This window comes from Xanthomonas sp. 3058, from assembly GCF_014199765.1.
GTDB lineage: Bacteria > Pseudomonadota > Gammaproteobacteria > Xanthomonadales > Xanthomonadaceae > Xanthomonas > Xanthomonas campestris_B.
The window spans coordinates 94,098-119,330 of record NZ_JACHOF010000007.1; the positions used below are offsets into that span (position 1 = coordinate 94,098).

The 25,233-nt window shown below is 65.8% G+C and carries 24 protein-coding genes and 1 other RNA gene; 16 read left to right on the plus strand and 9 right to left on the minus strand.

Features of this window, described 5'->3' with window-relative positions; translation table 11 throughout:
- Positions 1 to 35: 35 nt before the first annotated feature.
- From GGR61_RS11335 to GGR61_RS11365, 7 genes are all read left to right on the plus strand, one after another.
- Positions 36 to 1,436 (plus strand): amidohydrolase, encoded by a 1,401-nt coding sequence (locus GGR61_RS11335; RefSeq protein ID WP_184407674.1) that lies wholly within the window; start codon positions 36 to 38, stop codon positions 1,434 to 1,436.
- The gene (locus tag GGR61_RS11340; protein WP_184621437.1) at positions 1,433 to 2,713 is read left to right on the plus strand and encodes an amidohydrolase family protein; all 1,281 of its coding nucleotides are present in this window, start codon (positions 1,433 to 1,435) and stop codon (positions 2,711 to 2,713) included. Before GGR61_RS11335 ends, GGR61_RS11340 begins: the two co-directional genes overlap by 4 nt.
- Positions 2,714 to 3,301, plus strand: coding sequence for a DUF2809 domain-containing protein (locus GGR61_RS21375; RefSeq protein ID WP_326520627.1), 588 nt, complete (start codon positions 2,714 to 2,716; stop codon positions 3,299 to 3,301).
- 138 nt (positions 3,302 to 3,439) lie between these two features.
- Entirely contained in the window at positions 3,440 to 3,766 is a 327-nt protein-coding gene (locus GGR61_RS11350; RefSeq protein ID WP_184621516.1) for a hypothetical protein, read from the plus strand.
- Between the two features lie 226 nt (positions 3,767 to 3,992).
- Positions 3,993 to 5,591 carry a rhamnogalacturonan lyase B N-terminal domain-containing protein gene (locus tag GGR61_RS11355; protein WP_184621438.1) on the plus strand — a complete coding sequence of 533 codons (1,599 nt, stop codon included), beginning with the start codon at positions 3,993 to 3,995 and terminating at the stop codon, positions 5,589 to 5,591.
- A gap of 423 nt (positions 5,592 to 6,014) precedes the next feature.
- Complete coding sequence (locus GGR61_RS11360) at positions 6,015 to 6,959, plus strand: DegV family protein (protein WP_184407677.1); 945 nt, start codon at positions 6,015 to 6,017, stop codon at positions 6,957 to 6,959.
- 232 nt (positions 6,960 to 7,191) lie between these two features.
- Positions 7,192 to 7,530, plus strand: a complete 339-nt coding sequence (locus tag GGR61_RS11365; protein ID WP_184407678.1) for a hypothetical protein — start codon at positions 7,192 to 7,194, stop codon at positions 7,528 to 7,530.
- A gap of 232 nt (positions 7,531 to 7,762) precedes the next feature.
- Here GGR61_RS11365 and GGR61_RS11370 read toward each other — a convergent pair whose 3' ends face one another.
- The gene (locus GGR61_RS11370; protein WP_184621439.1) at positions 7,763 to 8,689 is read right to left on the minus strand and encodes an EamA family transporter; all 927 of its coding nucleotides are present in this window, start codon (positions 8,687 to 8,689) and stop codon (positions 7,763 to 7,765) included.
- A complete protein-coding gene (locus tag GGR61_RS11375) occupies positions 8,686 to 9,477 on the minus strand; it encodes a PhzF family phenazine biosynthesis protein (RefSeq protein ID WP_184621440.1) in 792 nt (263 codons plus the stop codon). Before GGR61_RS11375 ends, GGR61_RS11370 begins: the two co-directional genes overlap by 4 nt.
- 128 nt (positions 9,478 to 9,605) lie before the next feature.
- Here GGR61_RS11375 and GGR61_RS11380 point away from each other — a divergent pair, with 128 nt between their 5' ends.
- Positions 9,606 to 11,021, plus strand: coding sequence for a PLP-dependent aminotransferase family protein (locus GGR61_RS11380; RefSeq protein WP_184621441.1), 1,416 nt, complete (start codon positions 9,606 to 9,608; stop codon positions 11,019 to 11,021).
- Positions 11,022 to 11,369: 348 nt separating this feature from the next.
- Here GGR61_RS11380 and fghA read toward each other — a convergent pair whose 3' ends face one another.
- The 4 genes from fghA to GGR61_RS11400 form a co-directional block, all read right to left on the minus strand.
- Positions 11,370 to 12,200: an S-formylglutathione hydrolase gene (gene fghA / locus GGR61_RS11385; RefSeq protein WP_184407682.1), complete on the minus strand. Its 831-nt coding sequence runs from the start codon at positions 12,198 to 12,200 to the stop codon at positions 11,370 to 11,372.
- Positions 12,201 to 12,259: 59 nt separating this feature from the next.
- Positions 12,260 to 12,835 carry an S-(hydroxymethyl)glutathione synthase gene (gene gfa, locus GGR61_RS11390; RefSeq protein ID WP_184407683.1) on the minus strand — a complete coding sequence of 192 codons (576 nt, stop codon included), beginning with the start codon at positions 12,833 to 12,835 and terminating at the stop codon, positions 12,260 to 12,262.
- A 67-nt stretch (positions 12,836 to 12,902) separates the two neighbouring features.
- Positions 12,903 to 14,012 carry an S-(hydroxymethyl)glutathione dehydrogenase/class III alcohol dehydrogenase gene (locus GGR61_RS11395; protein ID WP_184407684.1) on the minus strand — a complete coding sequence of 370 codons (1,110 nt, stop codon included), beginning with the start codon at positions 14,010 to 14,012 and terminating at the stop codon, positions 12,903 to 12,905.
- A gap of 64 nt (positions 14,013 to 14,076) precedes the next feature.
- Positions 14,077 to 14,352, minus strand: coding sequence for a metal-sensing transcriptional repressor (locus tag GGR61_RS11400; RefSeq protein ID WP_184407685.1), 276 nt, complete (start codon positions 14,350 to 14,352; stop codon positions 14,077 to 14,079).
- A 493-nt stretch (positions 14,353 to 14,845) separates the two neighbouring features.
- Between GGR61_RS11400 and GGR61_RS11405 the strand changes: the two genes are divergently transcribed.
- A non-coding RNA gene (locus GGR61_RS11405) (sX9 sRNA) lies at positions 14,846 to 14,922 on the plus strand.
- A 46-nt stretch (positions 14,923 to 14,968) separates the two neighbouring features.
- Here the strand turns inward: GGR61_RS11405 and GGR61_RS11410 are convergent.
- Positions 14,969 to 16,069 carry a glycosyltransferase gene (locus GGR61_RS11410; protein WP_184621442.1) on the minus strand — a complete coding sequence of 367 codons (1,101 nt, stop codon included), beginning with the start codon at positions 16,067 to 16,069 and terminating at the stop codon, positions 14,969 to 14,971.
- A 137-nt stretch (positions 16,070 to 16,206) separates the two neighbouring features.
- Between GGR61_RS11410 and GGR61_RS11415 the strand changes: the two genes are divergently transcribed.
- Complete coding sequence (locus GGR61_RS11415; RefSeq protein ID WP_326520249.1) at positions 16,207 to 16,926, plus strand: response regulator transcription factor; 720 nt, start codon at positions 16,207 to 16,209, stop codon at positions 16,924 to 16,926.
- Complete coding sequence (locus GGR61_RS11420) at positions 16,923 to 18,443, plus strand: ATP-binding protein (RefSeq protein ID WP_184621443.1); 1,521 nt, start codon at positions 16,923 to 16,925, stop codon at positions 18,441 to 18,443. The genes GGR61_RS11415 and GGR61_RS11420 overlap by 4 nt, the downstream gene beginning before the upstream one ends.
- 230 nt (positions 18,444 to 18,673) lie before the next feature.
- On the opposite strand, the gene GGR61_RS11425 is transcribed toward GGR61_RS11420, so the two are convergent.
- Positions 18,674 to 20,038, minus strand: coding sequence for a glutamate--cysteine ligase (locus GGR61_RS11425; protein WP_184621444.1), 1,365 nt, complete (start codon positions 20,036 to 20,038; stop codon positions 18,674 to 18,676).
- A 215-nt stretch (positions 20,039 to 20,253) separates the two neighbouring features.
- Between GGR61_RS11425 and GGR61_RS11430 the strand changes: the two genes are divergently transcribed.
- Complete coding sequence (locus tag GGR61_RS11430; RefSeq protein WP_184621445.1) at positions 20,254 to 20,949, plus strand: VIT family protein; 696 nt, start codon at positions 20,254 to 20,256, stop codon at positions 20,947 to 20,949.
- Between the two features lie 172 nt (positions 20,950 to 21,121).
- On the opposite strand, the gene yihA is transcribed toward GGR61_RS11430, so the two are convergent.
- A complete protein-coding gene (yihA, locus tag GGR61_RS11435; protein ID WP_184407691.1) occupies positions 21,122 to 21,745 on the minus strand; it encodes a ribosome biogenesis GTP-binding protein YihA/YsxC in 624 nt (207 codons plus the stop codon).
- A 144-nt stretch (positions 21,746 to 21,889) separates the two neighbouring features.
- On the opposite strand from yihA, the gene GGR61_RS11440 reads away from it, so the two are divergent.
- From GGR61_RS11440 to GGR61_RS11455, 4 genes are all read left to right on the plus strand, one after another.
- The gene (locus GGR61_RS11440; RefSeq protein WP_184621446.1) at positions 21,890 to 22,687 is read left to right on the plus strand and encodes a c-type cytochrome; all 798 of its coding nucleotides are present in this window, start codon (positions 21,890 to 21,892) and stop codon (positions 22,685 to 22,687) included.
- Between the two features lie 97 nt (positions 22,688 to 22,784).
- Positions 22,785 to 23,435 carry a thiol:disulfide interchange protein DsbA/DsbL gene (locus GGR61_RS11445; RefSeq protein ID WP_184407693.1) on the plus strand — a complete coding sequence of 217 codons (651 nt, stop codon included), beginning with the start codon at positions 22,785 to 22,787 and terminating at the stop codon, positions 23,433 to 23,435.
- 91 nt (positions 23,436 to 23,526) lie between these two features.
- Positions 23,527 to 24,345, plus strand: a complete 819-nt coding sequence (locus GGR61_RS11450) for a thiol:disulfide interchange protein DsbA/DsbL (protein ID WP_184621447.1) — start codon at positions 23,527 to 23,529, stop codon at positions 24,343 to 24,345.
- A gap of 49 nt (positions 24,346 to 24,394) precedes the next feature.
- Positions 24,395 to 25,132, plus strand: a complete 738-nt coding sequence (locus GGR61_RS11455) for an endonuclease/exonuclease/phosphatase family protein (protein ID WP_184407764.1) — start codon at positions 24,395 to 24,397, stop codon at positions 25,130 to 25,132.
- Positions 25,133 to 25,233 lie beyond the last annotated feature (101 nt).

Sequence of the window (25,233 nt, forward strand, 5' to 3'; positions counted from 1 at the left end):
TTGCGGCCTACGCTTTCGTTGCATCGGGGAAATCCATGCGTTCCATCCTGTTCGCCGCACTGGGCGCGGCCATGCTGTGCCAGCCAGTGTCGGCCGCGTCACGCTTTGTCCAAGATCCCTATCCGAGTACCTACCGCGTGCTCGCCTCCGGGCCGGTGCTGATCCAGCACGCGACGGTCCTGACCGGAACAGGCCAACGGTTGGACGACGCCGATGTGCTCCTGCGCGACGGCAAGGTGGCGGCGGTCGGCCACGCGCTCGACACACCGGCCGATGTGCGTCGCATCGACGGCACCGGCAAGTGGGTCACGCCCGGCATCATCGATGTGCACTCGCATCTGGGCGTGTATCCCAGCCCCGGCGTCAGCGCGCACAGCGATGGCAACGAGATGACCGCACCGGTGACGCCGAACGTCTGGGCCGAGCATTCGATCTGGCCGCAGGACCCCGGCTTCGGCACCGCGCTGGCTGGTGGCATCACCTCGCTGCAGGTATTGCCGGGCTCGGCCAATCTGATCGGCGGACGCGGCGTCACGCTCAAGAACGTGGCGTCGACGACGTATCAAGGCATGAAGTTTCCCGGCGCGCCCTGGGGCCTGAAAATGGCCTGCGGCGAGAACCCCAAGCGCGTGTATGGGCAAAAGGGCGGCCCCGGCACGCGCATGGGCAATGTCGCCGGGTACCGCGCGGCCTTCATCGATGCGGCCGAGTATCTGCAGAAGAACGCGCCAAAGAAAAAGGCAGCGAAAAAGCGCCACTGGTGGAGCAGCGGCGGCGACAACGACAGCAGCGGCGATGCCGGCGGCAAGCGCGATCTCAAACTCGACACGCTGGCCGGCGCCATCAATGGCGACATCCGCGTGCACATCCACTGCTACCGCGCCGATGAAATGGCGACCATGCTGGACCTGTCCAAGGAATTCGGCTTCCATATCGCCGCGTTCCATCACGGCGTGGAAGCCTACAAGCTAGCCGACCGTCTGGCGCAGGAAAACGTCTGCGGTGCGCTGTGGGCCGATTGGTGGGGCTTCAAGATGGAAGCCTTCGATGGCATCCAGGAGAACATTGCGCTGGTCGATCGCCCGGCCAACAGTTGCGCCATCGTGCATTCGGATTCGGAAGAAGGCATCCAGCGCTTGAACCAGGAAGCGGCCAAGGTAATCGCCAACGCGCGCCGCAGCGGCATGGAGATTCCGCCCGAGCGCGCGATCCGCTGGCTCACCAGCAATGCCGCCAAGGCGCTGGGCATCGAGCAGCAGACCGGCGCGCTGGAGCCGGGCAAGATGGGCGATGTGGTGGTGTGGAACGGCAACCCCTTCAGCTCCTACGCACTGGCCGAACAGGTGTATATCGACGGCGCGCAGGTCTACGACCGGCATGACCGCAGGCTGCAGCCGGTGTCCGACTTCATGCTTGGCCAAGAGGTGGCACGATGAACCGCGCGAATCGGTTTCGCCCGCGTGTGCGCGTCCTGCCGGCGGTACTGCTGGCGGCGCTCGCGTTGCCCGCACTCGGCCAGCAGGTGCTGATCCGTGGCGCCACGGTGCACACCGCCACCGCCCAAGGCACGCTGCGCAACACCGATGTACTTGTGCAGGGCGGCGTGATCCGCGCCATCGGCAGCAACCTGGCCGTGCCCACCGATGGCCGCGTCGTCGACGCCAAGGGCCGGCCGCTGACGCCGGCACTGTTCGGCGGCATCACCGAGATCGGTATCGAAGAAGTCTCCGGCGAAGACAGCACGGTGGACAGCGGCGTCAAGCTGAGCGATCAGCCGATGCGCCCGGAATTCGACGTCACCCTGGCCTACAACCCCGACTCGGTGCTGGTGCCGGTGGCGCGGGTGGAAGGCATCGGGTTCACCGCGCTGGGCGCGACCACCAGCGGTGCGTTTATCGCCGGCCAGGGCGGCATCGTGCGGCTGGATGGCAGCCCCGATCCGATCGGCCCGCATGCGCTGTTTCTGCGTCTCGGCGCGGCGGCGTCCGACCTCACCGGCAGCTCGCGCGCGGCGCAGTGGATGCTGCTCGATCAGCTGGTGGCCGAAGCGCGTGGACGCGTGCCGGCCGACTCGCCGCATGCGCTGTTGACGCCGGTTGGCCGCAGCGTGCTGGCCAAGTACCTGGCCGGGCAAGGCCGCATCGTGGTGCAGGTGGAGCGGGCGGCCGACATTCGCCAGTTGTTGCGCTGGGCGCAGCGCGAGAAGGTCCGCATTGCCATCGCCGGCGGTGCCGAAGCGTGGAAGCTGGCGCCACAGCTGGCGCAGGCCAAGGTGCCGGTATTGGTGGATGCGCTGGCGGATCTTCCTTCGACCTTCGACCAGATCGGCGCCACCCTGGAAAACGCCGCACGGCTGCGCGCGGCGGGTGTGGATGTGAGCTTCAGCCAGAGCAACGATGCCTCGCACAATGCGCGCAAGCAGCGCCAGTTGGCCGGCAACGCAGTGGCCAACGGGATGCCGTGGGAGACCGCACTGGCCGGGCTGACCCGGGTACCGGCGGAGATCTTCGGCGTTGGCGACCGCATCGGCAGTATCGCCGTTGGCAAGCAGGCCGACCTGGTGTTGTGGGACGGCGACCCGCTGGATGTCGCCCACTACGCCGAGCAGGTGTGGCTGGGCGGCCGCGACATGCCGATGCGCTCGCGCCAGAGCGAGCTGCGCGACCGCTACATGCAACGAGCCGGATCGCTGCCGCGCGCCTATCTGAAGTGAGTGTCGCGGCAGTTGCATGCGGTGCGGGACAACACCCCGTCCCGCGCCTGCGACCTTGCCCCGACGTTTCGCCTGGGCCATGTGCGCCGGCAGCGCGCACGCACCGGCACCGGCACGATGCCCATCACGACACACTCGCCCGGGATTGCCGATGCACGCAATGACACGGATGCCGCCCGCTGCACGCGGTTTCTCCCTGTTGCTTGCCGTCGCCATGCTGTTGATCGGAGTGGCGATCGGCGCCGGCAAACTCGGCGGGCCATGGTGCGCGGCACCCTGGGCGATGTGCTGGCGGCGATGCTGGTTTACTGCGGGCTGCGCGGTCTGTTGGCCATGCCGCCGCATTGGGCCGGTGCGCTGGCCATGGCGCTGGGAGTGCTGATCGAAGCCATGCGGGCGATCCAGCAGGCCGACCGCCTTGGCCTTGGCCTTGGCCTGCGCCCCGGCAGCGCAGCGTCCATCGCGCGCGGCAACACCGCCACGCCGCGCGATCTGATGCTGTATCTGTCCGGCATTGGTATTACATACATCTGGGATGTGGTCTCATTACGTAGCACTGTGCCTGCCGGGAGTGCTTCGCCCCCTTGATGCCCTCCTTCAGGTCCCGCCCATGTCGTCCGTTTCGCCATCGGCTCCGACCGGCACATCCGGCACTTCGCCGCTAAGGGCTCAGCCGAGCCCTGCGGCGGGAGCGGAACAGTGACCGCGCTGTTTCAGGGCGGCGGATTGCGCTCGATCGATCGGGTGGTACTACGCCAGACCCCGGCCAATCTGCAACGCGGGTTGGGCGCGGTGGGCGGGCGCTTGATCCTCACTGTCGATGCGCTGTTGTTTCAGCCGCATAATTTCAATGTGCAGACCCGATCGCTGACGCTGCACCTGACCCGGATCGTAGCGATGCAGCGGCGCTGGACACGTGTGTTCGGGCTGCTGCCGTTGGCGCCGACATCGCTGGCGATACAGGTCGACGACGGTAGCAAATATCGCTTCGTGCTCGGCAAGCGCGTGGAATGGATCGCGGCCATCGAGGCGGCGCGCGCCGCATTGCGCTGAGATCAGCGGCCGATTGCAGCGCAGCACCTGTGCAGGACATCGGCGTACCCGCACCGCACGTCGCCGCATCCTGCTCCCAGGCCAGGCATGAAACGGCGTGCGTTTCATAGCGGTTGTCCAAGCGCGGCGCACGCTCTGCACACTTGGCCGGCGCTGCCATGGCGCACGCTACCTGGGACCGCGTGCCGGTAGAACGACGGCCACTTACCTCAACATGGAAAGCGCTATGCCCCGCTCCATCCTGCGCCTCCTGGGATACGCCTTGTTGTTGTACGGCGGCGTCAGCGCACCCGCCCTGGCCGCGTTCGGCGCCACCCGCAGCGGTGACCGCATCGTCGTGGATACAGGCGCCGAGCTGGTGTTTTCGGTAGACGCCAACAACGGCGATATCGTGTCGATGCGCTACCGCAACAATGAATTGCAGACCACTGAGCCCAAAGGCTCGCATCTAGCCTCGGGCCTTGCCAGCGCCAGCGTGCACACGCGCACGCTGGGCGAATCGATCGTGGTCTGGGCCAGCGCCGGCGACCTGACCCAGACCTACATCGCGCGCAAGGGCCGTAATGCGATCTACATGGCGACCTACGCACCGACCTTGCTGCCGATCGGCGAATTACGCTTCGTCGCCCGCTTGAACGCGTCCAAGTTGCCGACTGCACTGCAACAACCCGATTCCAACGTAGGCACGCCGATCGAGGGCCACGATGTGTTCCTGCTGCCGGATGGACGGACCAGTTCCAAGTTCTACTCGGCGCGACGCATGATCGACGATCAGCTGCATGGGGTCAGCGGCCCGGGCGTGGCGGTATTCATGCTGATGGGCAACCGCGAACGCAGTTCGGGCGGGCCGTTCTTCAAGGACATCGCCACGCAAAAGACGCGCACGACCCATGAACTCTATAACTACATGTATTCCGATCACACCCAGACCGAAGCGTTCCGGGCGGGGTTGCACGGTGTCTACGCGCTGCTGTTCACCGATGGTGGCGCGCCCTCCGGCATGCAGCTGGAGACCGGTTTTGTCGCCACGTTGGGGTTGAGCGGATATCTGGCCAACGCTGGGCGCGGCGCGGTGAGCGGGCGCGTGAGCGGCGTGCTGCCTGGGCAACCGGCGGTGGTCGGGCTAAGCAACGACCAGGCCGAATACTGGACCCGTGCCGATGACAACGGTCATTACCAGATCGCCGGCGTGCGTCCGGGCCGCTACCGCATGACGCTCTATCAGAACGAACTGGAAGTGGCGCAGTGCGATACCCAGATTTTCGCCAACGCGACCACGCAAGCCTCATTGCGAGCGGTCCCATTGCCGGGCACGGTGAGATGGCAGATCGGCATGCCCGATGGCACTCCGGCGGGCTTTCGCTACGCAGATCTGTTGCCGCACGCACATCCATCCGACCAGCGCATGCGCTGGACAGCGGCCACCTACAGCGTCGGCTCGAGCAGTGCGGACAACGTTCCGGCAGTGCAGTGGCGCGACATCAATTCGCCGACACGCATCGCGTTTTCCCTGGCCGCCGATGAGGTGCATGGCTATCGCCTGCGCATCTTCGTGCCGCTGGCCCAGGCCAATGCGCGTCCGCAGATCCGCGTCAATGCGCGCTGGAACGGACCGCTGCCGGCTGCGCCCAACCAGCCCAAGACACGCGGCATCACGCGTGGCACCGCGCGCGGCAACAACACGCTGTACGAAGTGGATATCCCCGCCTCCGCGTTGCAGGCCGGCATCAACCGTCTGGATATCGACATTGCCTCCGGTACACCGGACAACGGCTTCCTCGGCCCGGCACTGGTGTTCGACAGCATCCAACTGGTGGCGATGTGAACATGGCCGGCGCGGAGCGTGCCACGTGCAGCGCCGGTATCGCCGTGGTCGCGCGGCGCCATCGCAGTGACCGCGCTCGCCCGGCAATTGCGCCGATGTTTCTGGTGACTGCTACAGAGGCCCAGCCTGCGCCGATGCTCGATTCATCCGTCCACTTGCCATCGCTGCGCGGCTCTCGCTCCGATGCCCAGCAAGCTGGCGTGCATGCATGGTGCGTCGCCACATCCGCGCACCGTGGGGCTGGAGGCGCGCCCACTCGCCGGATCATGCAGGGCGCGCGACAGCTGTTGCAGCCCGAACGCACTATATGGAAGAGCTTGCCAGCAGGTGTCATGCGCCGCACCGGACCGACGGCGCTACGCCCAGCGGCCGTTTTGCGATAGCGTGCGCCCCTGGAAGACGCAATGGCCGAAGGGGGCGACGATGCGCATCGGAATCGTGGTGGACAGTGCGTGCGATCTGCCGCAGGACTTCATCCAACACAACGACATCATCGTGCTACCGATCAGCGTGCGCATCGGCGAAGCGGTGCTGGCCGATCACCGCGATGAGGAGGCGACGCTGAGCTTTCTGCAGGCGCACGTGGCCGAGCGCGGTCACGAAGCGGAGACCACCCCGCTGTCGGTCAACCAGATCCGCGACCTGTTCCTGCAACAGCTGGTCATCGATTACGACCACGTGTTCTGCCTGACCATTTCCAAGCTGCGCAGCCAGATCTTCGACAACGCCACCCAGGCCAGTTTCGCCATCCTCAACGATTACAAACCGGTGCGTCGCGCTGCCGGCCACAGCTCGCCATTTGCCTTGCGCGTGATCGACACCTTGAGCCTGTTCGCCGGCCAGGGGATCACAGCAGTGGAGGCGGTCCGCCTGCGCGAACAGGGCCAGGGCGTGGCGGCCATTCGCGCGCGCCTGGAACAGCTGGCCGAACATACGTACGGCTACATGATTCCGCGCGATCTCTACTACCTGCGTGCGCGTGCACGCACCAAGGGCGATCGCAGCGTGGGCCTGATCGGCGCAGCGCTGGGCAGTGCGCTGGATATCAAGCCGGTGCTGCGCGCCTATCGGGGTGTCACCGAGCCAGTCGCCAAACTCAAGGGCTTCGAGCCGTCGGCCGAGAAGCTGTTCGGCTTTGCCGTGCGCAAGATTCGCGAAGGCCTGATGACACCCACCGTGTGCGTTGGCTATGGCGGCGAGCTCGCCGAGTTGCACGCGCTGCCCGGCTACAGCACCTTGCGGACTGCCTGCCGGGACCAAGGCGTGGAATTGTTCGAAAGCGTGATGAGCCTGACCGGCATGGTCAACGTGGGCAAGGGTGCGCTGGCAGTGGCGTTCGCGGCCGAGCCGCATGCGTTCTCGGCCTGAGCGCCACGGATCCCACCTTGCGAGCGGTGGCCGCGTGGTCCGGGCGGCGTACACAGCCCCTGCATGCGCCAGATAGGCAGCGTTTGCCGGTCGTCCCGGGTGCGTCTGGCCGCATGCTGGTCGCGTCGCCGACTCCACTGCGTTCGCCGACGCGCATCTGCGCATGTGCGTCGACGGAGCACTCACCGCCGCTGCACTAACGTGCCGGCGTCATCCACCGGAGTCTTTGCCCATGCCCGTCACCTATTCGATCAGCCTGCCCGACCCCAAACTCGCCCGCAGCAGCGACCCGAGCGTGAGCTTCACTGCCCATGGTGCCGAGTCCTTCGCCGAGCAGTTGCAGGCCGCATTGCGTGATGGGTCCTGGTTCGAGCGCTGGCGCCAGCTGCAACCGGACCCGGATGCAGTGGACCCGAGCCTGGGCGTGACCGATCCGTCGGCGACGGTGACCGGTCAGCAGGGCGATCTGCGCATCGATCTGGTCGCCACCACCAGCATCCCGGGCGATCTGCTCAAGCTGCGCATGCAAGCGCTGGCCGGACATCACTGGGAACTGCGCGACGTACGTTGATCGCGTTTGAACACACCTGAACACCGCCGCGCAGCCAGTCTGGTCGCGCGGCTGCTTTAAGTGAGACGGCAGCGCCGCTTCAGTGCGGACACGTTCGCTGCATCTGCCTGCGCCAATCACCGCGCGTTGTCTCTGGCCTGAGCCTGGGAACCAGTGCGCGTATCCGCTCCGTTTCTCGGCACGCTGCCCACGCCTGAAAGACGACGGCTCGTTACGTGGTAGCGGCCACTCCTTACGTCAGTGCGCTGGCGGAGGCACGCCGTGGCCAACGCCACTTCAGATTCACTGCCAATGTCCCGAGCACGATAAGCGCCAGACCCACCCATTGCACCGGCACCAGCGCGTGGCCGTACAGCAGGTAATCCAGCACTAGCGTGACCAGTGGATACACGAATGCCAGTACTGCGATCGTGGCCACATGCAAGTGGCGATACGCCGAATAGAACAGCACGTAGACGATGCCGCTGTGGATCACGCCCAATCCCACCAGCCACAGCCAATGCACGCCCGGATGCAGGACAGCGCTGCTGGAAAATCCGGCAAGCAATACCGTGCCGACCCAGCATTGCACCGTCACCACCGCCAGCGGCCGCTCGCGACTGATGCGCCGCGACATCAGCAACGAGGCACCGCACAACAGCGCGGCCAGCAAGGTCAGCGCGATACCGATCACGTAGCCGCGATCGGCCGCCTGCCACAGCCGTGCCGGATTGGCCGAACAGGCCACGCCAACAAACGCCAATATCGTCCAGCCCAGATCGGCACGCCGCGTGCGCTCGCCCTGCAGCAACGCTGCCAGGATCAGGATCACGAACGGAAACACGTGGTAGACCATCGTCGCCACGCCGATCGAAGAACGCGCCATCCCCGCGAACAGGGCCACCCAGTTCAATACCAGCAGCACGCCGCTGATGCTGGCATCGCGCAGCAACGCACGCTCGCGCCATAGTCCGCGCAGCTGCCCACCGATCACCCCGCACACGGTGAGGAACAGGGCACCGAACAGGCAGCGGTAGAACACCGCAGTGACCGGATCCTGACCACTCTCGTGGACGAACACGCCGACCGAGCCGATCAGCACTTCGGCCACCAGCAGCTGCCAGACCGCGCGACGCGTCGCACCGGCCGTCGTCGTTTGCATCGAGAAGCACGTGCTCATACGGCGATCGTTCCCTGCAGATACTGGACAGCGCTACCGCGCACAGACACGTGCTGCGGCTCGACGCGGCAATCGAGCTCGCCGCCGCGTGCAGAGACCTGTCGCGCACGCAACTCGGTTTTCCCAAGCCGTTGCGCCCATAACGGCGCCAGCGCGGCATGAATCGAACCGGTCACCGGATCCTCGCTACCGCCATTGGCCGGCCAGAAATAACGCGAGACGAAATCGTGCCCGATGCCTGGTGCGGTGATCGCCACATCGCGCGGCGCCAGCGTCAACATTCGCCGCAGATCAGGCACCACGTCGCGCACCTGTGCTTCATCTGCATATACGGCGATATACGACTGCGCGTTTGCATGCACTGCCTGTGGCGGAATCGACAACGCTTCCAACAGCGCCGGCGGCGGCACCGCGACCACTGCTGTTGCCTGGTTGGGGAAGCGCAACTCGAACGTGTTCTCGTCCACCCGGGCGATCTCGATCTCGCCGACCGCCGCCGCGCGCAATCGCAACGGAAACGCGACGCGTTGATGCGTCGCAAGCACGAACGCACTGGCCAAGGTCGCATGCCCGCAAAAGCCGACCTCCCTGGTCGGGGAGAACCAACGAATATCGAACACACCGCTGGCGTCGCGGACGAAAAACGCGGTCTCCGACAGATTGTGCTCGCCCGCAATCGCCTGCATCAGCGACTCCGGCAGCCAGGCCTGCAATGGCACCACGGCTGCAGGGTTGCCGTTGAAACGTACCTTGGTGAACGCATCGACGATGAAGACAGGAAGCAGCACGACCAACCTCATGGGGAAGAGCATCGCCGGGCGTACTGACCGGGCACACGCAGTCTGCGCCGCAGCACACGACCATGACAGATTCAGATACGCTGAAAATAGACCAATACAGATGGAAGGCGCGGCGCATGCTTATGTACGAATCGTTGGCCATGCAATTGCGGCAGCAGATCGAAGGCGGCACCTTGCGGGCGGGCGAACGCCTGCCGTCGATCCGGCAACTGGCGGCCAATCACGGCATCAGCACGGCAACGGCCGTGCAGGCCTGCCTGCAGCTCGAACGCGAGGGACGTGTACAGGCGCGGCCGCGCTCCGGCTACTTCGTGCGCAGCATGGCGTCTGCGATGCCGGCGGCAGCACCGGCGGCACGGCGGCGCAAGCCGGGCATCATCGATAACCCGGCACTACAGCGCGTCCTCGACACCCTGGCGCGCACCGATCTACTGCCGCTGCACACCGCCACTCCCGCATCTGCGCTATTGCCGACTGCGCAGTTGGCGGCGGCCCTATCGCGCCAACTGCGTCGCCAACGCACGGCTGCGCTGGACTACGCACCGCCGCAAGGCCACCCCGCACTGCGACGACAGATCGCTCAGCGGTACGCCCACTGCGCAACGCCCGTCGCCGCCGACGAAGTAGTGATCACCGCAGGCGCGATGGAAGCGATCAGCCTGGCATTGCGCACGCTCACCGCACCGGGCGATGTGGTCCTGGTGGAAACACCTACCTACCACGGCATCTTGCAGGCAGTGGCCGCGTTGCGGCTCAAGGTGCTGGAAGTCCCCAACCGCGCCGGTCACGGCATCGATGTCGCGCGTCTGGAAGCGTTGCTGCAACGCGCCCCCGTGCGTGCGGCGGTGCTGGTGCCCAACTTCAACAATCCCAACGGCAGCCTGACGCCCGATACTGCCAAGCGCGCATTGCTCGACAGCTGCGCGCGTCACGGCACCGTGGTGATCGAGGACGATATCTACGGCGAGCTGGATTGGTCGGGACAACGCCCACGGCCGCTACGCCATTTCGACACCCATGCCAACGTCATCACCTGCGGCTCGTTCTCCAAGGTGCTGTCGCCTGGCTTGCGCGTCGGTTGGCTGCTCGGTGGTGACTGGACCGACGCCTTGGTGCGCGCCAAGTATTTTTCCACCGTCGGCAGCGCCAGCCTGCCGCAACTGGCCTTGGCAGATTATCTGGCGCAACACGATCTGGAACGGCATCTGCGCAAGCTACGCCGCACCCTGGCCGACAACGGCCAACGCCTGCGCGATGCGATCGTGCGGCATTGGCCTGAGGGCACGCGGGTGGGCGACCCAGCCGGCGGACTGTCGCTATGGCTGCAATTGCCTGACGGCGGAAGTGGTCAAGCCTTGTTCGAGGCGGCACTGGCCGAAGGCATCGGCACCTCGCCCGGCCATCTGTATTCCAGCCGTGGCGACTATGCCGATCATCTGCGCCTGACCTGCGGCCAGCCATGGAGCGACACACTGGAACGCGCCATGCGCCGCTTGGGCAAGCTGGCGGCGCAGGTGGCGTCTGAGCGATGACTGCAGGGTTGGCAGTGGCAGTGGATAACCAAGGATGTCGTGTCGCCGCAACTGCTCCGTCCGAATGTCCATGCGTGAGCCAAGGAGCCCGGCTCTTTCGCGGGACGTCGGTCTTCTTCGTTGGGCGCACCGCTGCCCTGATTACCAGCTGCGATCCGCGCCCTCATCCGCCCCTACGGGGCACCTTCTCCCACACGTGGGAGAAGGACGTCAAGATCGAACGCGCAGTAGCCCCTCTCCCACACGCGGGAGAAAGAAAATCGTCGAGTGGCAAGCGTACGTCATCAACCCTGGCAACACGGCCACGCCAATCGCGTCGCCGTGCGTCGACCTTACTTGAGCGCACACTCAGCCATGCAACGCCGCAGCATGATGCGCAATATGCTCGCCGATAAAGCTGGCGATGAAGTAATAGCTATGATCGTAGCCAGGCTGCAGCCGCACTGTCAGCGGATACCCGGCAGCCTTTGCCGCCGCCTCGAATAAGCCGGTCTTCAGTTGATTTTCAAGAAACTCGTCGGCATCGCCCTGATCGATCAACAGCGGCAAGCGCTCCTGCACCTGTGCGATCAATGCGGTGGCGTCGTACGCCTTCCAGCTGTCGCGATCGTCTCCCAGATACTGCCCGAACGCTTTCTCGCCCCACGGCACCTGGCTGGGTGCGACGATCGGCGAGAACGCCGACACGCTGCGATAGCGCCCCGGATTTTTCAACGCAATGGTCAAGGCGCCATGACCACCCATCGAATGGCCGCTGATCGCGCGCGCGCCGGTGGTGGCGAAGTGCGCTTCGATCAACGCCGGCAATTCGTTCACCACATAGTCGTACATGCGGTAATGCGCAGCCCACGGCTGCTCGGTGGCGTCCACGTAGAAACCGGCGCCCTTGCCGATGTCGTACCCCTCTGCATCGGCGACATCGTCGCCACGCGGGCTGGTATCCGGCGCGACCAGGATCACTCCATGCTCGGCGGCATAGCGCTGCGCACCGGCCTTGCCGATGAAGTTCTGCTCAGTGCAGGTCAGGCCGCTGAGCCAGTACAGCACCGGCAACGGGCCATCTGCGGCCTGGGGTGGCAGATAGACACCCACCTGCATGCTGCAACCCAGGCTCTGCGACTGATGCCGATACACATCCTGCCAACCGCCAAAACAGGCACGGTGTTCGATACGTTCCATGAAGATTCCTTACGAAGAGAAAACCCTGCGCCCGGATCAGCGGGCGCAGGGTTGGACCATCAGTGCAACACGCCCTTCTTGCGCGCTACCTGCGTCGACAGCGCATCCATCAACGCCGGCGACAGGCAGTCGTAGGGCGCCAACCCCAGCTCGGTCAGACGCGCACGCACGCCATCCATCTGCTCCGGCGGGGTGCCGGTTTCGATGATGGACGAGACGAATGCGGCAAAGCCTGGCGCCGACCATCCCTGCTGCTTGGACAGCTCGGTGTGCACGAAATCCAGCCCATAGAACGCATGCTCCTTGTTCTCGATCCGGCCGATCAGATGCACGCCGCATGCTGTGCAGGCGTGTCGCTGGATCATCGCGCTTTCATCGACGATCTTCAGCTTTTCTTCGTGCGCAAGCACCTTGACCTTGTCGCGCGGCGCTACTGCAATCACGGAAAACGTCGCGCCCGCGGGTTTCCAGCATTTGCTACAACCGCATGCGTGGTTGTGTGCGGTCTGCGCAGCCACTTCCACTACCACCTTGTCGCTGGCGCAGTGACATTCGAGGGTTCCCCCTTGAAAGTTTTCTGCACCACCTCGCGCAATGCCCCCATCTACCGAAGGATGAATCGACACGTTAGCCATCATGCCCCTCCCGGAGTCTCGGTCCCACGTGCGCGGAAGCGGCCGCGCGCCGCTCCTGGCCGTGTGGTCAGAAATGAATCACGGTGCGGATCGACTTGCCTTCATGCATCAGGTGGAAGGCTTCGTTGATCTCTTCCAACGGCATTGTGTGGGTGATGAACGGATCGAGATCGATCTCGCCCTTCATCGACTGCTCCACCATGCCCGGCAATTGCGTGCGCCCCTTGACGCCACCGAAGGCGCTGCCGCGCCACACGCGGCCGGTGACCAGCTGGAACGGACGGGTACTGATTTCCTGGCCGGCGCCAGCCACGCCGATGATGACGCTCTCGCCCCAGCCCTTGTGGCAGCACTCCAGCGCCGAGCGCATCACATTGACGTTGCCGATGCACTCGAAGCTGAAATCCACGCCGCCATCGGTCAACTCCACGATCACTTCCTGGATCGGCTTGTCGTAGTCCTTGGGGTTGATGCAATCGGTGGCGCCCATGCTGCGCGCCAGGTCGAACTTGCCCGGGTTGGTATCGATGGCCAGGATGCGCCCGGCCTTGGCCTGCACCGCGCCCTGGATCACCGCAAGACCAATGCCGCCCAGGCCGAACACCGCCACGCTCTCGCCCGGCTTGACCTTGGCGGTGTTGTGCACCGCACCGATGCCGGTGGTGACGCCGCAGCCGAGCAGGCAGACCTTTTCCAGCGGTGCTTCGGGATTGACCACCGCCAGCGAAATTTCCGGCACCACGGTGTACTCGCTGAAAGTACTGCAGCCCATGTAGTGGTAGATCGGTTCGCCGTTGTAGGAGAAACGCGTGGTGCCGTCGGGCATCAATCCCTTGCCCTGCGTGGCACGCACCGCCTGGCAAAGATTGGTCTTGCCGGACAGACAGAATTTGCACTTGCGGCATTCGGCCGTGTACAGCGGGATGACGTGGTCGCCGACCTTGACGCTGGTGACGCCCTCGCCGATCTGCTCGACGATGCCACCACCCTCGTGTCCCAGCACCGACGGGAAGATGCCTTCCGGGTCATCGCCGGACAGCGTGAAGGCATCGGTATGGCACACGCCGGTATGGGTGATGCGGACCAGCACTTCGCCGGCCTTCGGCGGTGCGACGTCGATCTCGACGATTTCCAGCGGCTTGCCGGGTCCGAATGCAACTGCTGCACGGGATTTCATTGGGATAGCGCTCCTGACGAGGATGTTCAAGGACGGGCGCGGCATGCGCCGGCCCAGTGGGAGTTCATTTGAGGTAAGACCGGACCAGGCCGAGCAATTCCTGCACGCGCGCTGCACGTTGTGCATCGGATGCGGCGGCATGCCCGAAATCTTCGCGGATGTGTGCCTCCAACACCTGCGACATCAGCCCATTGACGGCCCCCCGGATCGCGGCGATCTGCTGCAGAACGGGGCCGCAGTCTGCGCCCGCCTGCAACGCGCGCTCAAGCGCATCGCACTGCCCGCGCAACCGCCGCACGCGTGCCAGCGCCCGTTTCTTCTCTTGCGGCGAATGTGGCATGACGGCCCCGGCCGGATACTGGGGGGTAGTATATGACGTCTGGCGAAGAAAACTACAGGCCGCTGCTCCGCCAGGCGATACCGGTGTAGCGGTCGTCCGCGACGCCGAGACGGCCTGCCGGGCCATATGCTTTCCTGGGATCGCGCGCCCCTTGTCGACTCCGCCAGACAGCGTGGCCTTGTACCTGGTTCGCCTGGGCTGCGCACCTGGGCTACGCAGAGGTGCCGACGGCGCAGCAGCAGCGCACCGCGCAGATGCGCGTGTCGCACATATGCAGTGGAGATCGGACTGCACACACATCATTCCCCCCGTGGATCGCGCACCGCGCACGCCATGCGCGTAGGTGCAAAGCGGGCCGTACTGCGTGTGACCGGGGAAAGCGTTGTACGCGGATATGCGCGGCATTTGCCGCTCCACGCCGCTAACTGGCGCGGGCCGGCATGCACTCAGCGCGGCTCATGGCGCTACTGCGCAGCCAGTGCCTGCAAGCGGCATGTACGCTCCGTACACGCCGGTTCCGAGCGGGCCGTCCGCACCCACCTGACGGCCGCTCGCCATGTTGGGTCAGCCACTGTTCTACCGCTGCCGCAGATCCTGCGGAACCAACAGTAGAGCATCAGTTCTTGAGGACAGCCGGCGCCACACTGACGGCTTGCTCCACCGCGTGGCCAGGCAGGCTGGACAACACCGCTTGGCGAAAGCGCGGCGCAAATGCGGCGTCGTTGGCCTGATAGAACGCACGCGCATTGGCCGACAGCTGCTCCAGCTGTGCCTGCGGCAATGCCATTGCGGTTTCCACCGCCTGCGCGATGCCGATGGCGTCCACGTAGTAATACGAGGCCAACCGCCGCTGGCGCACCTCGGCCACCGGAATCAGCACGCCGTGTTCTGGCCTGACCAGTTCGTTCATGGGCTCGCCATCGGTGGCCAGCGTCACCGCGCCCACGCTCAACGCTTCCATCAGGTAATGACCGAAGCCCTCGGCCTCGGACGGGCAGATATGAAACAGATGCGCGTTCTGCAGCCGACGCAATTCGGCATCATCGCAATAGCGCACGCGGTGGTCGATGTTGGGCGCCACCACCGGCCTGCCGGCAGTGCGCGGATTCTGCACCACCGTCAGCAGCGGCCATTCCGGATGCCGCTGCCAGGTCTCCAGCAGTACGCGAGTCCCCTTGGCGGTACTGCGCCCGGCCAGATGGAAAAAGGCGCGCTGACGCGTCACTTGCCCATCGTGCCGGTCGGGGCTGGTGAAGCCGATATAGCGCGTGCTGCAGCCCAGACTGCGAAAGATACGCTCGGCGTGATGGGTCTTGCACAGCACCGCATCGAATTGCGGCAGACGCGGCAACCACTTGGGCAGCAACCACTCCGGATTGGGCACCAGCAGGTTGATCTGGCCCAGCGGCAGGCAACGCGCATACACGCGTTCTGAAAAGATCTGCAACGGCACCCGCCCGAACAGCGCGCGGCTGGCCCACAGACGGGCTTCGCGCGCGGTGTCCTGCAGACGCTGGCTGGTGAAACCAACTTCCTGCACCGGCACACCGCCGGCACGCAGTGTCTGCGCCATCAGCTCCATGTCTCGGGTCAGGCCCACGCCATTGTCGCGGCTGATCACCCGCATCATCGGAAACGCTTCGTCATGCGCACACGCGCCATTGCAGCGGCGGAGTGTCGATGTCGTGGGTTCCTGCGCGATGTTCCGTTCTGTCATGTTGCGTCACACGTGTGCCAATAGTTGACAAATTCGATCATTATGATGCGTGCTCCTGCCCTGCAACGAGGAGCACCATGTATCCGGTAGCCACTACCCTACGCGGGCCAACCTCCGCGCCACCGACAATGACCTCCATGGACATGCAACAACCCTGCGTTCTTGTGGTCGACGACGACCCGGACCTGCGCAAGCTGATCGGCGAGTTCCTCAGCGCCCATGGTTATCTGGTGGACGTTGCCGAAAACGTGGCAGAGATGCGCAATATGATAGCGCAGCGCCGCCCCGACCTGATCGTCCTCGACGTCATGATGCCTGGCGAAGACGGCTTGAGCGCCGCCCGCACCCTGGCCAGCGAGCGCGGCTCACCGGCGGTGATCATGCTCAGTGCGCTGGGCAACGACACCGACCGCATCATCGGGCTGGAAGTGGGGGCCGACGATTACCTGGCCAAACCCTGCAATCCGCGCGAATTGCTGGCGCGGGTGCGCGCCTTGCTGCGCCGCAGCCAGGCTGCCAGCGAGCAAGCCGATCACCGGGGCAATGTCTATGAGTTCGCCGGCTGGCGCCTGGATGTGGTGCGCCGCGATCTGCGCGACCCCACCGGCATCTTCATCAATCTGTCCGATGGCGAGTTTGCCTTGTTGCGCACCTTCGTCGAGCATCCGCAGCGGGTGCTGAGCCGCGATCAGCTGCTGGACTACGCCCGTGGCCGCGATACCGACGTCTACGACCGCGCCATCGACAGCCAGATCAGCCGCCTGCGCCGCAAGATCAACGAGCGCGTGCATACCGAGTTGATCCGCACTGTCCGCAACGAGGGATACATGCTGCTGCCGGGCGTCTCGCGTCTGTGAGCAAACCGGCACGTCGCGGGCTGTCGATCTTTGCCCGTACCTTCGTCTTGCTGGCGGTGGCCCTGCTCACCGCGCAGGCGGTGGGCATCTCCCTGCTGGTGATGCGCACGCCGGTCTACGAGCTGCCGGTGCATCCGCCGGAGGTGGTGGCGCTGCTGTCCACGCGCATGCCGGCCGGCACCCAGACCCTGAAGGTCAACGAGTCCGCCCAGGCCCCGACGCCGCCGGCAGGCCAGGTGCGCGACCATTTTGCCGAAATGCTGCTGGCCCACTGGCTGGACGTGCCCGAGCAACGCGTACGCTTCTACCGCAGCGCCGACGATCGCGAAGCCAATCGGCTCGAAATGCTCCAGCCGCAACCCGCGCCCAGCCAACCGCACGCGTCGGTTGCCAGTGCTGGCAACGACCATAGTGCTGGCAACGGACGCAACCGCGAGCCGCAGATACCGCCATTGCCCGACGACTGGCCAACCAACCGCCAGCCTGGCGAGCCGCCGTTCGGCAATGGGCTACGCCCGGACGATCTGCAGGCGGGGTGGGAAAGCGAGCGCCTGACCCCGGGCGTGCCGTTGCTGGATGGCTTCACCGCCGCATTGCAGCAACCCGATGGCAGCTGGCGCACCGTGGAATCTCCACCGCGGCGCCTGTCGGCCGAGTTCAAGACCCACGTCACGCTGTTGTTCCTGGCCGGCTTGCTGGCCAACGTGCCGTTGGCATGGTGGTTCTCGCGCGCGTTGTCGGCGCCGATCAAGCGCTTTGCCGAAGCTGCCGATCGCCTGGGCCGCAACCCGGATGCGGCCGCACTGCAACGTAGCGGCCCGCCGGAAATCGTGCGCGCAGCCGATTCGTTCAACGCCATGCAGGCACGCCTGAACCGGCTGATCAACGAGCGCACTCACATGGTGGCGGCCATCGCGCACGACCTGCGCACGCCGTTGGCGCGCTTGTCGTTCCGCCTGGATGGCCTGCAGCCGCCTCTACGCGAGAAGGCGCTGGCGGACATCGACGAAATGAAGGCGATGATTTCCGCAGCATTGAATTTCATCCAGAACGACCGGCACCGCGGCGAACGCGCACCGCTGGACCTGCGCCTGCTGGTGGAAAGCGTGGTCGACAATGCCGCCGACATCGGCGCGGATGCGGAGTTGCTACCAGGCCGGGCGATCACCCTGGACGGCGACCCGCTGGCGTTGCGTCGGGCCGTGATGAACCTGCTGGAAAACGCGTTGAAATACGGCAGACGCGCACGCCTGCAACTGCAACGTGATGGCGAAGACGGCGTGTTGTGGATCGACGACGACGGCCCCGGCATCGACCCCAGCCAGCGCGAGCAATTACTGCTGCCGTTCGTGCGTGGCGAATCCTCGCGCAACCGCGACACCGGCGGCATCGGGCTGGGCCTGTCGGTGGCGCACAGCATCGTGCTGGCACACGGTGGCGATCTGCGCCTGGACAATCGTGCCGGTGGCGGGCTGCGGGTCACGGTGCGCCTGCCGTGCATGCCGGAGCGCCGCTGAGCCCCGCAGCGGCGTCGGGCCTGCCATTCCGGGAGCGGCACGCGTCACTGCGACGGCATGGTCAGAAGCAGAGCGCGTCTGGCACCATCGCTAGCGGTGCGGCAGTCCGGGCAAGAACACGGTAGGCGGCAGGCCACCGGTAGCGCCGCGGCGCACCCGATCAGCGCGCGCGAACCTGCGCTCGGCGCGCCACAGCAACACGGCCGCGCCGCCTTGCCGTCAGCACGCGCTCAGTATGCAAACTCGCGGAATACGCGATCGATATCACCGTTCCATGCGCCGTGATACAGCGCCAGCTTGCGCTCGGCGGCAGTCACGCCGCTTTCGGCGATCTCGGCGATCACATCGACAAAGCCGGTTTCATCCTGACCGTCGGCATTCAACCGCGCGCGCCGACGCAGGCCTTCGCGGGCGATGTTGACCGCCTCCACTGCCAGGTCGCGCACGGTGCCGTTGCGGAACGGCAGGCCCAGCGCATGCTTGGGCACGCCGTCGCGCAAGGCGTGGCGCTCGGTGGGACTGAAATCCTTGACCAGGTCCCAGGCCGCATCCAGCGCGGTCTGGTCATACAACAAGCCCACCCAGAACGCCGACAATGCACACAGGCGATCCCACGGGCCTGCATCGGCGCCGCGCATTTCCAGATACTTCTTCAAGCGTACTTCCGGGAACGCGGTAGTCATGTGGTCCGACCAGTCGCGCAGCGTCGGCAACGCGCCCGGCAATGCCGGCAACTTGCCTTGCATGAAATCGCGGAAGCTCTGCCCGCTGGCATCGACATAGACGCCATCGCGGTAGGAGAAATACATCGGCACATCGAGCAGATAATCGACATAGCGCTCGTAGCCGAAGCCGTCTTCGAACACGAAATCCAGCATGCCGGTGCGGTCGGCGTCGGTGTCGGTCCAGATGTGCGAGCGGTAGCTCAGGTAGCCGTTGGGCTTGCCTTCGGTGAACGGCGAATCGGCGAACAACGCAGTGGCGATCGGCTGCAGCGCCAGCGACACGCGAAACTTCTGCACCATGTCCGCTTCGGTGGCGTAATCCAGATTGACCTGCACCGTGCAGGTGCGCGTCATCATGTCCAGACCGAGCGAGCCGACCTTGGGCATGTAGTTTTTCATGATCTGGTAGCGGCCCTTGGGCATCCACGGCATCTGGTCGCGCCGCCACTTCGGCTGGAAGCCCATGCCGAGAAACCCCAGTTGCAGCTCGCCGGCCACCTGGGCCACTTCGTCCAGATGGGTGCCGGTTTCCACGCAGGTGTGATGCAGGGTTTCCACCGCCGCGCCGGACAGTTCCAGCTGGCCGGCCGGCTCCAGCGTCACCGAGGCGCCGTCGCGCAGCAGCGCGATGGTGTGGCCGTTTTCCTGCACCGGCTCCCAGCCGAAGCGGGTCAGGCCGCTCAGCAAGGCCTGGATGCCGCGCGCGCCTTCGAAGGTGGGCGCGCGCAGGTCATCGAGCTGGAAGCCGAACTTTTCGTGCTCGGTCCCGATCCGCCAGTCGGCGCTGGGCTTCTCGCCGGAGGCCAGCACCTGGACCAGTTCCGCACGTTCGGTGATCGGCGTTTCGGCAACGTGGCTGGGACTCGACAAGGGCAGGCTCGCAGGAAAATTTAGGGGAACGATGTGGGGATCCTCCCCAGCCACCGCAAGGCCCGCACTATAACCGTAGGTCATGGAAGAATCGCGGTCACCGGCCAGGTCTGAGATTTCCATCCATGGGCACTAAGCGGCCCGATGCGATTGCGAGACAGTCACTCCGATGGCAATGGCTTGGCATACGCTCCTGGTAGCCAACGGACCCCGACATGCCTGCGCAACCCACCGAAACTCATCGCACCGACCGCAGCGGTTGGCTGCGTGCAGCCGTGCTCGGTGCCAACGACGGCATCGTCTCGATCGCCGGACTGGTGGTCGGGGTGGCCAGCGCAGGCGCTTCTGCCTCGGCGGTCCTGGCGACCGGCATTGCTGGAACCGTGGCCGGTGCGATGTCGATGGCAGCGGGCGAGTATGTCTCGGTGCAGTCGCAGGTCGACACCGAACACGCCGACCTGGCGACCGAGCGCCGCGAACTGAAGGACTTTCCCGAAAGCGAACTGGACGAGCTGGCTGCCATCTATTGCCAGCGCGGCCTCGACCCCACGCTGGCACGCCGTGTCGCAGAACAGCTCACCGCTCACGACGCCCTGCAAGCCCATGCACGCGACGAGCTGGGCATCACCGAAACGGCGCGCGCCCGTCCGCTGCAGGCCGCAGCAACGTCGGCGGCAGCATTCATTGCCGGCGCGGTCCTGCCGGTGTTTGCCGCTCTGCTTGCACCGGCCGGCGGGCAAATCTGGGCAACGGGCGCGGCGACGCTGGCCGGACTGACCTTCACCGGCGCACTGGCGGCGCGCGCCGGTGGCGCACGCATGTGGCGCGGCGCGCTGCGGGTGGTGTTCTGGGGTGCGGCGGCGATGCTTGCCACCGGCCTGGTCGGCAGCTTGTTCGGCGTGCAGGTCTAAAGCGCGGCAGGCCTAGAGCGTGATGGGCCGTGAGGCGAGTCCGCAGCGGCCGATCCCTTGACGGCGCCCGGCAAGTGGACCGTTCGTCGCATCGCACCAGGAACTGCACCGAACTCCGCCAGCCTCCGCCGAGCATCGCTGACCGCGCGCGCCCGATGCAGACCAGCGTCGATCACGCCTGCGCGGGCGGCGCCGTCTCAAGGCCCAGCCAGCCGCCGACGATGCCGCGCAGTTCGTCCACGCCCTGGCGCGATTCGCCGGAGTAGGTCTGCACCGTCACGCTGTCGCCGAAGCGCGAGGTCACTTCCTTCTTGACCTTCTGCAGGGTCTGCATCTGCTGGCCACGGCCGAGCTTGTCGGCCTTGGTCAGCAATCCGTGCGCGGGCAGGCCGCGTTCGGCGGCATAACCGAGCATCTGCAGGTCGTAATCCTTGAGCGGATGGCGGATGTCCATCACCACCACCAGGCCGCGCAGCGCCTCGCGGGTGCGGAAATAGCGGTCGATGAAGGCCTGCCAGTGCGCCTGCAGGTCCTGCGGCACCTTGGCGTAGCCGTAGCCGGGCAGGTCCACCAGATAGCGCTCGGGCTGGATCTGGAAGAACACCAGCTGCTGGGTGCGGCCAGGGGTCTTGGACACCCGGGCCAGCGCGTTCTGGCGGGTCAGCGCATTGAGCGCGCTGGATTTTCCGGCGTTTGAGCGGCCGGCGAAGGCGACCTCGTAGCCGCCGTCGTCCGGCAGTTGCCGGGCGTTGTGGGCGGACAGATGGTAGCGGGCTTGTTCGATAAGGAGCGACATCCCCCTAGGATCGCACGTTCGGGCGTTGGCAGTTTTGCTGCACTGTTCGTTGACCCTGGCGCAAAGGCGTGTCGATAATCGAAGTACGCCTGCCACTGCCAGCACCCAACGCGCGCGGGCCGGGTCCATACGGAGCTTTAGCTGATGCGCCATGCTCGTGTGCTAGTTCTCACCGCCCTCGCCGTGCCGGTCATTGCCGCCGTGGCGTTTGCGCAATCGGCAGTCACGCCGATCCCCGATCCGCCTGCCGTGCGCGTTGCGCCGCTGGAGGTGGACCTGTCCAAGACCACCTGGGGCGATGCCAAGGCCGGCCAGACCAAGGCGGCCGCCTGCGCGGCCTGCCATGGCCCGGACGGCAATCCGGCGCTGGCCATGTACCCGCGCATCGCCGGCCAGACCGAGCGCTACGTGGCGCATCAGGTCGCCCTGATCGCCAGCGGCGAGCGCAATAGCGGCATGTCGGCGGTGATGGTGCCGTTCGTCAAGGACCTCACTGCGCAGGACATGCGCGACCTGGGTGCCTACTTCGCCACGCAGAAGTCTGCCGCCGGGGTGGCCGACGATGCCGTGGTCAACGAGGGGCCGTACCAGGGCATGAAGTTCTACGAGGTCGGCGAGAAGCTCTACCGCAGCGGCGATGTCGCGCGCGGCGTGCCGGCCTGCATGGCCTGCCATGGGCCATCCGGCAGCGGCAATCCCGGTCCGGCGTATCCGCGCCTGGGCGGCCAGCATGCCGAGTACGTGGCGCGACGCCTGAAGGAATACCAGGCCGGTACCACCCAGGAGCGCAATCCGGCGCTGTTCAATATCATGGCGCAGGTGGCGCACCCGCTGACCGAGCAGGAGATCCAGGCGCTGGCCAGTTATCTGCAGGGTCTGCACAACCGCGCCGACGATGCCGCCGCCGCACAGGCACCGGCCACAACGCCGGCGCGCTCATGAGTTGACCGCCGCCACGGCCCCACCGCGTCACGACGCCGGTCCCGCGACCGGCGTCGTCGTTTCCCGCTCTCCCTCTCGCATCCCCTACGGAGCCTGCATGAATCTGTTTTCCCGCTTGTCCTTGCTGTTGTTGATCGTGGTACCGCTGGCGGCCTGTGCCGCCGACAAGAAGGCGGTGCCGGTCGAGGGCGAGGACTACACCCTCATCGAGGGCGGCCAGCCCTACGCGCCGCTGGCCGGCAAGGTGGAAGTGACCGAGATGTTCGGCTACACCTGCCCGCACTGCGCGCATTTCGAGCCGGTGCTGGAAGCCTGGGCGGCCAAGCAGCCGGCCTATGTGCGCTTCACCCCGGTGCCGGCGGCATTCGGCGGATTCTGGGATGCGTTCGCACGCGCCTACTTCGCCGCCGACATGCTGGGCGTGGCCAAGCGCAGCCATCGCGCGATGTTCGAGGCGATCCACGAAAAGCAGACCGTACCGACCCAGAACGTGGCCCCGGAAGAGCTGGCAGCGTTCTACGCCAACTACGGCATTGCGCCGCAGCGCTTCATCGATACGCTCAAGAGTCCGGCGGTGGAGGCCAAGCTCGATGCCTCGCGCGCCTTCGCCAAACGCAGCAAGATCCCCGGCACCCCGGCCATCATCATCAACGGGCGCTATCTGATCGGCGCGCGCAATTACCCGGACATGCTGCGCGTGGCCGACTATCTGATCGCGCGCGAGCACGCCGCACCTGCCAAGCCCTGAACTGCGTAACCGCCACCGACGGCGGCCCGTGGCATCATGCGCCCCGCGGCCGCCCGGCCCTTTCCTCGCCCCACGCTGGAGATCCAACCCGATGAAGACCCGCTTCGCCCTGACGCTGATGGCGCTGCTGCCGATCCTGGTCGCCTGCAAGGCCCAGGACGGCTCGTCCGACACCGCGCCGGCCGCCGCTACGCCGGCTGCCGGTGCCGCATCCGCGCCTGCCGCGTCCACGCCGGCCGCCGATCCGGCTGCACCGCCTGCAGTTGGCGAAAGCGCCACCACGCCGCCGCCGGCCGCCGCGCCCAGCGCCGCCCCGCGCGCACCGAATGGCCCGGAGCCGGTCGCCGGCACCGATTATCTGGATATCGAAGGTGGCCAGCCGTACCAGCAGGCCGCCGGCAAGATCGAAGTGGCCGAGGTGTTCGGCTACGTGTGCCCCGCCTGCAACGCGTTCCAGCCGCTGATCGGCCCGTGGAAGGCCGGCTTGCCGTCGGACGTGCATTTCGTCTACGTGCCGGCGATGTTCGGTGGCCCGTGGGACGACTACGGCCGCGCGTTCTATGCTGCCGAAACGCTGGGCGTGCAGGAAAAGACCCACGAAGCGCTGTACAAGGCCATCCACGTCGACCAGACCCTCAAGGGCGAGCGCGGCAAGGATTCGGTGCAGGACATCGCTGCGTTCTACGCCAAGTACGGCGTAGACCAGAAGACCTTCATCGACACCATGAGCAGCTTCGGCGTGTCGGCCAAGACCAACCGCGCCAAGCAGTTCGCCCAGCGCAGCAAGCTCACCGGCACTCCGTCGCTGATCGTCAACGGCAAGTACCTGGTCAAGGGCCAGAACTTCCCGGACATGCTGCGCATTGCCGATCACCTGATCGCGCGCGAACGCGCCACGCTGGCCAAGTGATCGCAGCGATCGCAGCCCCGTGAACGCGTCGGATTCGCGCACCCTGCGGGTGCTGACCGCCAATATCCAGGCCGGCTCCAGCACTCGCCGTTACAGCGATTACGTCACGCGCAGCTGGTCGCACGCGTTGCCGCTGGGCGCAAAGCGCACCAGCCTGGACAGCATCGCCAAGCTGGTGGGCGAACGCGACATCGTGGGGTTGCAGGAGGCCGACCCCGGCAGCCTGCGCTCAGGCTTCACCAACCAGACCCACTATCTGGCCGAGCGCGCCGGCTTCCATTACTGGAGCCACCAACCCAACCGCCGCATGGGCGGAGTGGCCTCCAGCGCCAATGGCCTGCTCAGCAAACTCGAACCGCTGGAAGTGCAGGATCACGCCCTGCCCGGTCGTATCGGCGGGCGCGGCATCCTGTTGGCCAAGTTCGGCGACGGGCGCGATGGCTTGGCGGTGGCGGTGGCGCATCTGTCGCTGGGTGCCAATTCGCGCATGGCGCAGTTGGCCTTCATCGCCGAGTTGTTGTCCGATCATCCCAACGCGATGTTGATGGGCGACTTCAACTGCGTAGCTGACCGGCCGGAAATGCAGGCCTTGTACCGCCACACGCGCCTGCAACCGCCAAGTTGCGTCGTACACACCTTTCCGAGTTGGCGTCCCGAGCGGGCGATCGACCATATCCTGGTCAGCGACAGTCTGGTGATCGAACATACCGAAGCGATTCCTGCGGCATTTTCCGATCATCTGGCAGTCGGCATGGATATCCGCGTTCCGCTGCAGTTGCTGCGCTAGCGCACGTAAAGTGCCGACGGGTTCGCACTGGCGAACTCGACCGACGACACCCCCTAGACGCCGCCTGTGCGATAACACAGGCGGTTTTTCGTTGGGAGCAC